This window comes from Roseivirga sp. 4D4 (genome assembly GCF_001747095.1).
Taxonomy (GTDB): Bacteria; Bacteroidota; Bacteroidia; order Cytophagales; family Cyclobacteriaceae; genus Roseivirga.
This window is the reverse complement of record NZ_MDGP01000001.1, coordinates 623,971-637,630: the sequence shown is the minus strand read 5'-3', so window position 1 is coordinate 637,630 and position 13,660 is coordinate 623,971. Positions and strand designations below refer to the sequence as shown.

Below are 13,660 nucleotides of genomic sequence, written 5' to 3'. Positions count from 1 at the left end.
CAAATCTATAACATCTATATTTGTAAAACAAATAAGTCCGAAATTTTAGCAGATAAAAGATTGGTTCGATTGAGAATTAAGATCTAAGAACTGAGAAAAGTTCGATTGGTTTATCCCTGCCTCTCAGTGCAAAGGAACCTTTCGAAACCGACTCTATTGAGCCATTAAGACTGATTTCTTCAAGCAGATCCCTTGAAATTAGAAGTTCGGCATTCAATTCGTTGCACAAGGATTGTATTCTGGCCGTCACGTTAAGCGCATCTCCCGTAAACAATAACTCTTTCTTCAACACACCCACTTCCCCTCTGGTTACTTGACCAATGTGGATCCCTGCCTTAAACTCAGGTACTTGACCAAAAGTCGATTTATAAACTTCAGCTTTCTTTTGAATTGCCTCCTTGATCCTGTAAAAGCATTCAACGCAGTTGTTGTTCTCCAAGCCATCTTCGTCACGCCATGACAACACGATTTCATCACCTATGTACTGATATATCTCCCCTTCAGATGCCACAATAGCCTTCGTCATATCTCGGTAATATCTATTCAGAAAACGATAGTACTGCTGATGCCCCATTTGCTCTGCAATAGTCGTTGAACCCTTCATGTCCAAAAACATAAATACCCGATGCTCCACCTTTGAGTCATGATATTTTCCAGTAAAGAAATTCACCACTTGGCTTACCCCGATATTGTCTATCATCTCTTTAATAAAAAGCGCTAGGGTGATAAAGGCAGCACAGTGAATCAGGGCGCTCCAAAAGGCATAATCCGATACAAAGTCGGAGACTGTCCGGATTACTTCTGGATCTGTTAATCCAAGGCCCAGTGCTTGTGCATTAATTGGAAATGACAAGCTCACAAGAAAGATCATCAACATAATGGCATAGACAACCACTTTAATAGAGATCTTTAATAAAAAGGGTTGGTTATTGAGTCGATACCTGAAAAAAGTGAGTTCTGAAAAACCCAGGGTCATACCCAAAAAGATACTACCCAAGATGATCGAAAATCCAGAAGCGTACGCATCATAAGGGTTTCCTGTGGATGGGTAAAGCACTGCCTCCCCCAACAAGCCTCTCTCAACATTGAAGTAAATAACTCCCCCTACAGTAAAGACTATCACGTAGGTCAGCCAAGAAAGTAGGAAGACTCTATGCTTGGGAGACAATCGCATCATACGATGAAATTAAACCAATTGCGCATGGCAAAGACACAATTAGAAAAATATTTTACCAGAATGTAACCTATTCCCCGGTCAGGCGACTATCCTCCTAAGAATCCTTATTTTCGATTATGGCCAATACCAAACAAGACGAATTCATGAAAGCCTATGACGCTTGTCATGACCGTTTTTTGAGGTACTGCTCTTCCCTTGCTTATGGCAAAATGGACGTGCAGGACCTTGTCCAAGATGTACTGGTTTCGGCCTATCATAAATTTGAGAAAATTGAAAATAAGGATCAGTTATTACATTACTTGATTCGAGCAGCTCGCAACAGGTCAATCAGTATTTGGCGAAAACAAAAGCCTCAAACTGAATTGACTCAATTACATGCCGATCGCTTAGCGGATCAAGGAGTAAAACCTGAAACTGTACTTGACATTCAGCTTCTCTATCGCATGCTCGATAAACTTCCGTCAAAACAGAAAGACGCTTTGGTACTCTTTGAGATCAACGGGTTTAGCATGAAAGAGATTGCCGAAATACAAGGCAGTAATGAAGGTGCAATTAAGACTAAGATTAGTCGCGGGAGAAAGAAACTAGCAGCCTTGATGAAAGACGACTCATCGAACTCGGTTGATAGTTTAATGGAAACACTTCAAACAATCACACTATGAGCGCCAAAGACACTTCATATTTGATTGAAATCGCAAGGCAGGCTCCGACTGAACTGTCTAGGAAAGAAGTGCTAGGATTTATTCAAACTATACCTACCCTTCCTCCTCCATCCAATAACTGGTTTCAAAATTTCAATTTAAACTCAATTATCATGACAACAACAGCCATTGCACTGGTCACCAGTGCGTTAATCTATTTTTCATCTCCGACTGAAAAGCTCGACATGGAGCCAATCAGTCCAGAGACCGCTATTGCTCCTGACTTAATTTCGGATGACTTAGACGAGGAGCCAAAAGAGTCAATCATCAAACTGACTACCATCCAGTTTGAAGGACTTCAGGAAGTTGTTTCGGTGGAAACCTCTACCGAGATTATCCCTATTGAACCCATCACTGAGCTTCAAAGCCCTGATGAGGTAGTAGAAGAAGTCAAATCGATCGACCGAGGCAAAACCTCTGGTGATCCTAAGTCAGTTACCTGGTCCGAACCTGAAACTTCTGAGCCTGATACAGATCTTAGGGTTTCGTTAGATGAAGATCAATTGAAATCTTTGAAGCGATCCTTACAGGACTACATTAAAGAGGACAATTTCAATTGGGGAAAAAGTAGGTTTATAATAATCGATTATACCGAAGACAATCTAGCGATTAACTACAAGACACTGTCTGAAGAGCAGAAAATCAAGTACCAAGAACTACTTGACTCATATTTGATTAAGCCTGGGCCTGAACGACATCTTATCCTAAACAAAAACTACATCATGGCAGGTGACTTTACTGACAAGGGTTTTTCAGGCAGTGCCTTAGGTTGGGCAATGGAAGTTAATATGAAAAAGAGACCCGTGTCAATCAGACAGTCAAAGGATGACCTGATTTCGGATGGCAAGGTAACCCGAAGCGTCTTAGAGATTAGACGATTAAATGAGCCTAAAAGGACGGGCGGATACATTTTTCAGCCAGCCACTCCTAGTGATGCCAAACCTAAGCTAACCCGTACTGAATTGAGGATCTTAAAAAGGCAACTACTCAAATTGCTGAGAGAAGATAATATCGACCAATCAGGCATATCAGATTTTAGCACTCTATGGTTTACGGCTGACTTCCTGAAATTGAACAATACTGAACTGAAAGGGGAAATGTACAGTCGATATGCTACTGTCATCAAGTCATTTCACATTAAGCCCGCCCCTGAAAGACGAGTAGTCATTAACAATGACTTCATTCAAGTCGGAGACTATACAGACAAGGGTTTTGATGGACAAGCGCTGGGCAAGCACATGGAAATCTACTTCATAGATGATCCAAAGGGCAAAAAAGGGCTATTCTCCGAGGACTCAAATACTGGTAAGTCAATCATGGAAGATGCGGATGATGATACCATTTTAAAAACCAATGGTGAATTCAAAAAGTCAGAAGTCAACCTCTCGAAAGTTGATCGTATTTTAAAGAGTCAGGGAGATGCACCACCGAAAGATGGCAACAGGTTTTATGACTCAGGTAAAGAGGCTATATCAATATATACAAAAGAGACTGAGCGTACCTTGATTGAATTGAATGGAGAACAATTGAGATCGCTTAAAAAGGAGCTCTATCGAGAGCTTCAAAAGGATGACTTAATCGAGAGTCGAAGAGATGACGTGAGGCTATTGTTTGATGAAGATGACATTCTGGTGAATGACATTAAATTGACAGGGCAGATGACATTCAAATACAAAGGCTTCTTGGGGAAATATGGCATTGAGTCTGCTGAAATGAGAAAAGTCCTTATGTGCTTAGATTTCATCGTGGTAGGTGACTTCATTAAAGGAAACTTCCAAGGCAGTCTTCAAGGCTCACTGAACTCGCAAGACATAAGGGAAAGTATTTTCAAGCAAGACTTCAAAGATTTTCCAGTCTTTGGCTTTGACAAGGCCATGAAAGATAAATAGGCCGGAACTGACTAATTCGACCAAAGTATATAACTTACAAAATGCAGCTAAAGCTGTATTTTGTAAGTTATAATAGTGAAAGAAATTACATCCCTCGTGACTGGTGGAGCCGGATTTATCGGCTCACATCTCGTTGACAACCTTGTTAAACAAAGGCATAAAGTTGTTGTTCTTGATGATTTAAGTGGAGGTTTCGAAACCAATGTCAATTCTGAGGCCATATTCATTCATGGCAGCATCTTAAACAACCAACTTGTAGATGAATTATTTCGAGAGTACAACTTTACCTATGTCTTCCATTTAGCCGCTTATGCGGCAGAAGGTTTAAGTCACTTTATCAGAAGATTCAATTATCAAAACAACGTAATTGGAAGCGTGAACCTTATTAATGCTTCCGTGAAATTTAAGGTCAAACGTTTCGTATTCACATCTTCCATTGCCGTTTATGGAAGCGTAAATCCTCCTTACATTGAAAATCAAACACCAGAACCCGAAGACCCTTATGGTATTGCGAAATACGCCATTGAAATGGATCTTCGCGCAGCAAATACGATGTTCGGACTTGACTATGTAATTTTTCGACCCCATAATGTTTTTGGGGAAAGACAAAATATCGCTGACCCATATCGGAATGTGGTGGGCATTTTCATGAATCAAAGCCTACAAGGTTCACCATTGACTGTTTTCGGAAACGGAGAACAATCCAGAGCATTTAGTTATATCGCAGATGTTGTTCCATTAATTGCAAACTCTGTCAATATTGACTCAGCAAAAAATCAAGTGTTTAACATTGGATCTGATTCAACAAAGACGATAAATGAATTGATAGAAGCACTTGAAGATGTAACTCATAGAGCTTATCAGGTTAAGTACTACCCAAAGAGAAAAGAAGTAACTCATGCCTTTGCGGATCACTCAAAACTGAAATCGGTATTCACGCAAGCCAAAACTACCACAACACTCGCTCAAGGCTTACGTCAAATGTGGCAATGGGTAGAACAGCAAGGAGCTCAGGAGACTACTAAATTTGAATCAATCGAATTGACTAAAAACCTGCCTAACAGTTGGAAACAGTGAACGAGACTCCCCTTGTATCGATCATCATGGCAGCGAAAGATACTGCTGTATATCTTGAGGATTGCCTTGACTCAATAATTGCCCAGTCTTACAAGAACTGGGAGTTGATTGCCATTAACGATCACTCCTCTGATGCAACCCCTGAAATACTTGAGGAATATGCTAGGCACGATACCCGCATTCGTGTTTTTCACAGCGATCGCCCTAAGTTGATCCCTACACTGAAATATGGCTATCAATTTGCCAAGGGTGAATTGATTAATCGCATGGATTCAGACGATAAAATGCCTATTGATAAGCTCGAAACCCTTATAACAGAATGGTTAAAATATGGAAGAGGAACAATCATAGCGGGAGGCACGAAGCACTTTGTCGATGAGGGAGAGGTAGGTGGCGGCTTCCTTAGATATGAAGAATGGCTCAATGAAGTGGCCAGAGACAATCGCCATTATGAAGAGATTTATCAGGAGTGTGTAATCCCCTCCCACTGCTGGATAATCCATAAAGACGACTTCGACTTGGTCGATGGCTTCAATCCGGAAATATACCCTGAGGATTATGATCTATGCTTCAGGTTTTACAAGCACAAGCTCGAAGTCATTGGAATCGACAAGGTTCTTCATCATTGGAGAGATCGATCGAACCGAATTTCACGAACATGGGAAGAATATAAAGACAACCGCTATTTCGACATGAAATTGAGGTATTTCTATGAGTTAGATCGCGATCAATCAAGGCCGTTGGTACTTTGGGGAACTGGCCGAAATGGTAAGGATATGGCGCGACTACTTCTAGAACGAAACGATACTTTTCACTGGGTTTCTGATAGCGAACGGAAAATCGGTGTAAACATCTATGGTGTCATAACGGAAAATTATGAGATGATCAATGACATTGAAAACCCTCAAATTATGATCGTTGTTGCTTCTCCGGATGGGAAGACCGAAATCAGGAACCAGTTAGATCAATGGGGCAAAGAACCTATAAGGGATTATTGGTTTTTTGCATAGAAAAGTTTATCGAAAAAAGCAGCGCTAGGCTGCCTTTTTCAAATTCTTCGATGGCTCTCCTATCTCCTTCTCCTGATCTGCTGAGCAGGAAAAACTACAGGAGACTCATTGCCATCTTTTCCAACCGCGGATACTCCGAAGTAGTAATTATCGATAACAATTCCTTCAAGCGTAAACTCATTTACTCCCGAGACATATTTGAAATTGTCCCAAGTCGGAGAAGTCGTCAATCTCCAATAGAGCTTGTAACCTGCAATATTTGGATCATCTGACTTTGCCCATTGCAAAGTAGTGGATGGTCTAACCGCACCACCAATTCTTACCTCGGTCGGTGCTGGTGGTGCCCAAGCTAATCCGGCCAATGAAATGGCATTGACGGCTGTCAGTTTCTTCGCATAAGGAAAGTTCACTCCTTCTATGACATCACCATATTTGACACCATTTTCCTCACGAATATCCTGATGTTGGCGGTTATAGTTTTCATGGGCTTCCATGATTCTTACACCTGCAAACCCCAGGTCATTGAAAGGCCTATGATGTCCTCCTCTACCAAAACGATCAAGACGATAGATCATCATTGGATTCATCTCGGGCATATAAGTTTTGACCTGTCCATGTATATACCTTGCTAATTGGCGAGATATACCGTCTACTTCGCCACCAGCGAACCTTCTTGCCCTTCTTTGTCTATCCGTTTCATTTGCTGGTGTAGGTTCAGAAAAGATTCTAAAAGTGCGATTATCGATCACCCCATCAACTCCTTCGATATTACCAATCATATCATTATTGAGGATACCGATCATATTCCAACTATTCTCCTGAGCGTATTTAGCAAGCCCTCTTCCTCCAAACAGCCCTTGCTCTTCTCCAGAAAGGCCAACAAAGACTACGCTGTGTTTGAACTTGTACTTTGACATTACTCGGGCGGCTTCAATTGTTCCAGCCATACCTGAAGCATTATCATTAGCACCAGGTGCATCAATTTCATAGTTCATCGTATTTGAAGCTCTGGAATCGATATCTCCGGACATCATCACATAAGAATCAGGGTAGTCGGTTCCTCTAAGGACTGCAACAACGTTCACAATCCAGGCACTATGCGGCACTCTGCTTCCCTGTGTCTTTTCTACAAAGTCTTTTTGATAAAACACTTCGAGACAACCACCGCATTCTTGTGATATCTTTTCGAACTCGGACTTTATCCATCTACGAGCTGCTCCAATGCCTCTGGTTTCGGAAATGGTGTCAGAAAATGTATTCCTTGTTCCGAAGCCAGCCAGCTTTCTGATATCGGCTTCTATGCGATCGGCAGAGGTAGCATTAATAATATCAGAAATTCTGGTGTCAATTTGTGGAGGTGCTTCTTGTGCACTTGTTGTTTGAAAGGCAAGCATTAGCCCTAGCAAACCCATTGTCTTAAAGACTTTCTTCATTAGTATTTCAGGTTAATCTTATGACTAAAAGTAAAAAAGAAACTTTCCCCCTAAAATGGATAAGTGATGGATGGAGTTTATTCTTTAGTCATAAGGGTTTTGGCGGCCTCAGGTGTATTAGAGTTACAATCTTTGTAAAAAAAAGAATATTTTTCTTTGAGTGTAACAAACTTGGCACATTGATTGTCGTATAAGAGAGGTAAGGATAATTCAAAAATGAAAAAGAAAACACTATTAATCACAGCAGCAGCAGTAATTGCCACAGGTCTTGGTATTTACAGTATTGCGGGTAAGAAAATCGCATTGCCGAAAAAGAAGGCATCAGCAAAGTAAGACTAGCCTACTAGTCCGAACATCTCGTTAAATACTGTTAAGTTATATCGCCTCGGTGACACCGGGGCTTTTTAGTGTCTAAACTTTGTTAATTTAGCCGCACAAAATTTCCTATGAAGAAGGCATTTCTCATTTCCCTTTTATTGTTTTTCGGAGCGTTGAGTGTACAGGCCCAAATCCGACCTGAAGACCCAAGACTGTACATAGACTCTGCTGTGGTTCTAATGGATCAGGAAAAATATGGAGAGGCTGATGGATATTTTATGAGAGCCTTAGATAGAATAGAGGTACTCCCTGCCGACTTCTGTTTCCATTTTGGAAAAAACTCTCTCTTCCTGAAGAAGTATTCGCAAAGTATCGACTGGTTGAACAAGTATCTAGAACTGAAAGGGAGTCAAGGTCAGTTTTCTAAAGAAACACTGCTGTATCTTGAAAAAGCTGAGGAAGGCTTCAGAGAAAACCGTGGTATAGCGACTTCTGCAGATGTTAACAGCAAGTTTTTCTACAAAAACACGATCAAGTGCGATGATGAGAAACCCATCATCTGCCCTGTATGTCGGGGAGATGATATCATCATCACTATAGATGACTTAGGGGAGAAAATTTACAGACAATGCCCTTATTCAAATAATGGAGTCCTAACCTGCACCGAATTCAACTTGCTTATTCAGGGTAAACTGAAGCCCAAAAAGAAGTAAGTCTTCTGTTAGTTAGAAAATAATTCTCTCCAGCACTCTTTTGATTAGGCTATCAACAGCCGCTTCATGATTTTCAGAGAACTCGTGACGTGCTCTATTCGCAATCAAAGCGTTAAGGCTGATCATTTCGTGACCTAGTAATTTGGCCATGGCATAATAGCCAGCAGTTTCCATTTCCAGGTTGGTAAAAGGACCAAATGGAGTATCCATGGCCGCTAGTTTATCTACCAAGCCATTGACTCTTGGCTTAAGCCGAACTTGACGTCCCTGGGGAGCATAGAAACCAGGAGCCGTAATGGTAACTCCTCGATAGAAGTCATCGCCAAAAAGGCTCAGCAAGCTTTCAGAGGCATTGGCAAAATAAGGCTGAAAGTTAAGCCCTAGTTCTTCTTTAACTTTTCTTGTGAATTGTTCAATGGGGGTAGTACTGCTCCAATTATAGAAACTCATCAACGTATCCAGTCCAAGAGCTGCATTTGATACCAAATGTGCATCAATGGGAATTTCAGGCTGCAGACATCCTGATGTACCAATGCGTATGATTTGAAGACTCTTTAAATCCCGTCTGACCTCCCTAGTTTTCAAATCGACATTAACGAGCGCATCTAACTCTGTCATCAGTAATTCGACATTATCAGTCCCCATTCCAGAACTGATTACCGACAGTCTTTTTCCTCCAATAGTACCCGTATGCGTTACCAATTCGCGACTATTGACCTGATGCTCAATTTTGTCGAAGTAGCAACTCACTTTTGGCACTCTCTCCGGATCGCCAACGACTATGATCATATCTGCCACCATCTCTGGCGCTAGATTCAAGTGATATACTCGTCCCTGAGGCGTAAGAATTAATTCGGACTCAGGGATTCTTGTACTCATTACTTGATTGTAGCTGGTTCGCGTTTAACCCCTTTCAAAGGGTTATAGTGATTCGTATTCTTTTGGTAATACCCAGTGCCATCATAAGGTCTTTTGGCAGGGTGCTGCCTGCACTCATCAGAGCAGCAGCCATCCATTAGCCAACCTGCCTCTTCACTCATAGGAATATGTGCATTACATTCAGGATTAGCACAGTTGACCATGCGATCGGTAGGCTCACCTGTTATATGACACTTAGAAAGAATACTTGGGTTTACATGATTGACATCTGCGGTAATGCGGTTGTCAAACACATAGCACTTTCCTTCAAAGTCTTTCCCCTCGGCCTCAATACCATACTTAATAATGCCGCCATGGAGTTGATATACATTCTCAAAACCCTGCTCAAGCAAATAGGCACTCGCTTTTTCACATTTAATGCCACCAGTACAGTAGGTAATCACCTTCTTATCTCTCAAGTGATCTAACTCCTTAACCTTTTCAGGGAAATCCCTGAAGTTATCAATATCAAGTGTCAAGGCATTTTTGAACTTGCCCACATTATGCTCATAATTACTACGAACATCCAAGATCACAGTATCTTCAGGTTGCTCCTCCAGAATCTCCTTGAATTGATCTGGCTCAACGTACGTGCCTGTCTTTTCTCTGGGGTTGATATGTCTTAGACTAGAATGAACAATCTCTGGTTTTACGCGTACGTGAAGCTTGGCAAATGCCATACGATCGTGCGCCTCCACCTTAAATTCCGTGTCTGCAAAGCGGGCATCGGACCGTACGTAGTCCATATACTTTTGACAATCTTCTTCCAGTCCAGACAAAGTACCATTGAGCCCTTCAGGAGAGATAATGATTCTTCCTCTTAGATTGTTTTCTACACAAAAAAGATGATGCAGCTCTCTGTACGCTTCAAAATCCTTGATTTCGGCATAGCAGTAATAGAGTAATATTGAATATTTCTTTTCCATAACTTCTGCCCTATTGCTTGTAGGGTGAATTTACTTTTAAACTTCTTTGGCCGGGTTTCCGAATACGGTTTTGTCTTTCTCGACATCACCGATTACCACGGAACCCGCTCCAATTCTGGCATTCTTGCCTATTTTAACACCCGGCACAATTGTGACACCAGAGCCAATAAATACATTTTCTTCTATTTGCACTTCCGCACCGATAGTACTCCCGGCACCCACTTGCACAAGGTCACCCAAATTAGCACTATAGTCAACTACCACATTACTATGCAACATACAATGGTCTCCCAACTTTGCATTTGCTCCAATGATCACCCCGCTATTGATAAACTCTCCATGACCTACATGTGCCGATGGTGCAATCTCCGTGTTGCTGTGGATAGCATTGACGGGCATCATCTTTCTACGCTCTTTCATAAGCTTCACGATCCCCTTACGAAGGTTTCTGTCATCTGCTGCAATGAAGCCTTCACACTTCTTACCAATCAACTTCAAGAACCCATCATCATCCGTTCTTCCCAAGATTGATAGTTCTCCTAACTCAGTCCCATGCAGCTTCTCATCATCATCTAAATAACCATAAACAATGATATCGTTACTTTCAAAAATCTCTCTTGCTGCTTGCCCTAAAGCGCTTGCTCCGAATATAATTACCGGGTTTTTCATGCATTAATTAATTGGAGTGCAAAGATAAAGTATTTCGTAAGAATAAGCTCTATTGGAGTCAATTAAGCCTTTACCAGTTCAGCACCTATACCGCACTCAATGCAGCGCTTTTGCTTACAGAAACTGTTATGCAATTCAATTAATCCTTGACTATCAAAAGCTGACGACACATTCCAACCTACGGCTTTCCAGAGTCTAGTGACTTTATTCTCTTCTTTGGGCAAAGCCATCAATAGATTCAATGCTTTATCCAAAGGTTCGGTTGAGTCTTTGTATTTGGCAAAGGCGACAAGGAGCGGCACAGTAGTATTGATCAATAGGCTTTCTTTTGCTGATTTAGCCAGTCCTCCAATTTTAACCTTACTCTCCTTATCCATCACTACATGGGTTTGCCAATAGGCAGATTGTGTGACCTGAAGCTCCTTTATCAGCGTTTTGGGATCATCAAACTCGGTGAATAATGAGAATATATTCTGATGATGGTAGAGCATCGCGGCCAACTGCCCAATCCTAACAGTTGGGAAGTTTGCAGGTCTGGCTCCTGAAAAATGCCATTGATTATAAGTCAGGAGTTTATTGAGTTGATACTTCTTAGACAGATAGTCAAACTCAGACCTTAGAGCTTTAAGGTATTCATCCTTTAAATCAATACTGAGCAAGCCTGAAGCTCCAAACAGCAGTGCTTCGTACTGATCGAGTTGATTATGCTTATGCAGTATTCTTGAAGGCACTAACTGAGCGAGGGCCAGCATAGATTCGGCATTTGTCTTGAAACCTAAGCCTTTAGCCAGCCATTGATAAGCCGTTTCTTCCCAGTCGGAGTTATTGGCCTTCAGCAATGCTGTCACCTCTTTTGCCTTATATTCAACTCTGCTAATTAAGGTTCTTTCCAACATGGAAAGTCTTGTAATCACTTTTACTGAATGAAGTTGCTCAGCACAAGGAATCTGCTCATCGTTTTGGAGCATATCGCTATACCGCTGCAACATCTTTGGTTTTATCAACCCCTTGAGGCTCAATGTTGGCAGCGGCTGGCCATGATTATCTAAAACCTCTTTGTCATGCTCATAAACTACATGAAGAATAACATTATCATAATTAGGGTCACCGCGGTGACGATGTTTATCCCAATCGGAAGAGTTCAAATGAATCTCGACAGCCCCCGCCCATTTCATGCCATCAATGCTGATCACAGCTTCTTTGAAATCGGGTCCCGCTAATTGATTATGAAAGCCAACTTTTTCAATAGTGATCGCTTCTCCTGAATGTGTGCGGAGATTGGTCTTGTTGAAGTACTGATTTTTCCACACAAAGTGCAGAAATGCTTCTTGGATCATCTGGTGCATGTTTGCACCAAGAATTTAAAGGTATTTTTTCAGAAAACCAGCCATTTGTGACTGCAGTTCTTCCGCTTTTTGACGGGCGACCTCAGCGAAACTCTCCGAGTTATTGGCATAAATTATGCCCCTTGAAGAGTTGACAAGAAGACCGCAGTGATCATTCATACCATATTTAGAAACTTCTTCCAAACTTCCTCCCTGGGCTCCTACACCAGGCACTAGTAAGAAGTGATCTGGAACAATATTTCTTATGTTTTGTAGGGCTTCCGCTCTAGTGGCGCCTACCACATACATGAGTTGATCAGTATCTCCCCATTCCTGACTTTTCCGGAGTACTTCTTCGTAAAGATCTCCCCCCTTTGTCAAACCTAGGTTTTGAAAGTCTTTACCTCCTGAATTGGAGGTCAATGCCAATAGAATAACCCACTTGTTTTCGAACTCAAGAAAAGGCTTTACAGAGTCCTCTCCCATGTACGGAGCTACCGTAATCGAATCGCAATCCATTTGGTCAAAAAAGGCACGAGCGTACATCTTTGAGGTATTGCCGATATCCCCTCTTTTGGCATCAGCAACAGTAAAGATATCGTTGGGAATGTACTCTATCGTTTTTTGCAAACTCTTCCAACCGGCAATTCCATGCGCTTCGTAGAATGCTATATTGGGCTTGTATGCCACAGCATAATCAGCCGTTGCATCAATGATCTGCTTATTGAACTCGAAGATGGGATCTTCATGATCTAAGAGATGCTTTGGAATTTTTTGGATGTCTGTATCTAAGCCTACACAGAGATAAGACGATTTCTTTTGAATTTGCTCAAAGAGCTCAACTCTATTCATTCGTTACGCAAATCTTCTTTGTGTTGAACTGGATTTGCTTCTTCATCAAACTCGAAGTACTTAGCGTCAAAAACCTGATTGGGCTTAAATGCCGACACTTCAAAATTGGTTTTGGCACCATCATAATCGATCAAATCCCAAGCCTTTAAATAAGCGTCTTCCTGACCGATATACATGACAATATTGGTAAAGTCAGCATCTTCATCTGTACTGATGAGTTCAACCACATCAACTAGTTCGCCATTGACATTATCTTGGCGTTTGTACTCATAAGTAAAGCCTTCTTTGTAGATATCGTAGATATTAGCCGGATTAATGGCTCCTTCTTCTGGCTCAAAATTGCTAATCGTCAATTCCTGAGATTCAACCAAATAGGTCCACAATACAGGGCCATTGCAATAGATCTGCTGACCTTCAATTCTTAATACAAACTTCTCTTTGGCAACGGAGGCAGAGCCTGCGGTTCTGGCAATTACTTCGGCTTCGCTGAAATTCTTTTGAACAAAGGATATCTCAAAGCCTGCCATTGCTTTATAAGTACTGCTCATTTTATCCAAGACAGCCTTTGCATCTCCACTTTGCCCATTAGCTGCTAAAGCAATAACAGCTAAAACCAACACATATATTAACTTCTTCATCTTCTTTCTATTCC

The 13,660-nt window shown here is 41.4% G+C and carries 13 protein-coding genes; 5 read left to right on the top strand and 8 right to left on the bottom strand.

The genetic code is table 11. The features are described 5' to 3' along the window. Positions 1-76: 76 nt before the first annotated feature. Positions 77-1,177: an adenylate/guanylate cyclase domain-containing protein gene (locus tag BFP97_RS02740; RefSeq protein ID WP_083262395.1), complete on the bottom strand. Its 1,101-nt coding sequence runs from the start codon at positions 1,175-1,177 to the stop codon at positions 77-79. 116 nt (positions 1,178-1,293) lie between these two features. Between BFP97_RS02740 and BFP97_RS02735 the strand changes: the two genes are divergently transcribed. The 4 genes from BFP97_RS02735 to BFP97_RS02720 all read left to right on the top strand — a co-directional run bounded on the left by BFP97_RS02735 (position 1,294) and on the right by BFP97_RS02720 (position 5,854). Next, a complete protein-coding gene (locus BFP97_RS02735; RefSeq protein ID WP_069840945.1) occupies positions 1,294-1,839 on the top strand; it encodes an RNA polymerase sigma factor in 546 nt (181 codons plus the stop codon). Next, positions 1,836-3,767: a hypothetical protein gene (locus tag BFP97_RS02730; protein WP_069840944.1), complete on the top strand. Its 1,932-nt coding sequence runs from the start codon at positions 1,836-1,838 to the stop codon at positions 3,765-3,767. Before BFP97_RS02735 ends, BFP97_RS02730 begins: the two co-directional genes overlap by 4 nt. A gap of 75 nt (positions 3,768-3,842) precedes the next feature. Further along, entirely contained in the window at positions 3,843-4,844 is a 1,002-nt protein-coding gene (locus tag BFP97_RS02725; protein ID WP_255399318.1) for an NAD-dependent epimerase/dehydratase family protein, read from the top strand. Between the two features lie 26 nt (positions 4,845-4,870). Continuing rightward, positions 4,871-5,854, top strand: coding sequence for a glycosyltransferase family 2 protein (locus tag BFP97_RS02720; RefSeq protein ID WP_069844169.1), 984 nt, complete (start codon positions 4,871-4,873; stop codon positions 5,852-5,854). A 59-nt stretch (positions 5,855-5,913) separates the two neighbouring features. On the opposite strand, the gene BFP97_RS02715 is transcribed toward BFP97_RS02720, so the two are convergent. Then, the gene (locus BFP97_RS02715) at positions 5,914-7,287 is read right to left on the bottom strand and encodes a M28 family peptidase (protein WP_069840943.1); all 1,374 of its coding nucleotides are present in this window, start codon (positions 7,285-7,287) and stop codon (positions 5,914-5,916) included. Between the two features lie 446 nt (positions 7,288-7,733). On the opposite strand from BFP97_RS02715, the gene BFP97_RS02710 reads away from it, so the two are divergent. After that, positions 7,734-8,318, top strand: coding sequence for a hypothetical protein (locus tag BFP97_RS02710; protein ID WP_069840942.1), 585 nt, complete (start codon positions 7,734-7,736; stop codon positions 8,316-8,318). Between the two features lie 12 nt (positions 8,319-8,330). Here the strand turns inward: BFP97_RS02710 and BFP97_RS02705 are convergent, their stop codons facing one another. The 6 genes from BFP97_RS02705 to BFP97_RS02680 form a co-directional block, all read right to left on the bottom strand. Next, positions 8,331-9,197, bottom strand: a complete 867-nt coding sequence (locus BFP97_RS02705) for a nucleoside phosphorylase (protein WP_069840941.1) — start codon at positions 9,195-9,197, stop codon at positions 8,331-8,333. Beyond that, on the bottom strand, positions 9,197-10,162 hold the full coding sequence (locus BFP97_RS02700) for a rhodanese-related sulfurtransferase (protein WP_069840940.1): 966 nt from the start codon (positions 10,160-10,162) through the stop codon (positions 9,197-9,199). The genes BFP97_RS02705 and BFP97_RS02700 overlap by 1 nt, the downstream gene beginning before the upstream one ends. Before the next feature lie 36 nt (positions 10,163-10,198). Beyond that, a complete protein-coding gene (locus BFP97_RS02695; protein WP_069840939.1) occupies positions 10,199-10,831 on the bottom strand; it encodes a NeuD/PglB/VioB family sugar acetyltransferase in 633 nt (210 codons plus the stop codon). A gap of 62 nt (positions 10,832-10,893) precedes the next feature. After that, entirely contained in the window at positions 10,894-12,168 is a 1,275-nt protein-coding gene (locus BFP97_RS02690; RefSeq protein ID WP_170827389.1) for a DUF2851 family protein, read from the bottom strand. Between the two features lie 24 nt (positions 12,169-12,192). Next, positions 12,193-13,008, bottom strand: coding sequence for an orotidine-5'-phosphate decarboxylase (pyrF, locus tag BFP97_RS02685; protein ID WP_069840938.1), 816 nt, complete (start codon positions 13,006-13,008; stop codon positions 12,193-12,195). Then, positions 13,005-13,646, bottom strand: coding sequence for a LolA family protein (locus tag BFP97_RS02680; RefSeq protein WP_069840937.1), 642 nt, complete (start codon positions 13,644-13,646; stop codon positions 13,005-13,007). Before BFP97_RS02680 ends, pyrF begins: the two co-directional genes overlap by 4 nt. Positions 13,647-13,660: the final 14 nt, after the last annotated feature.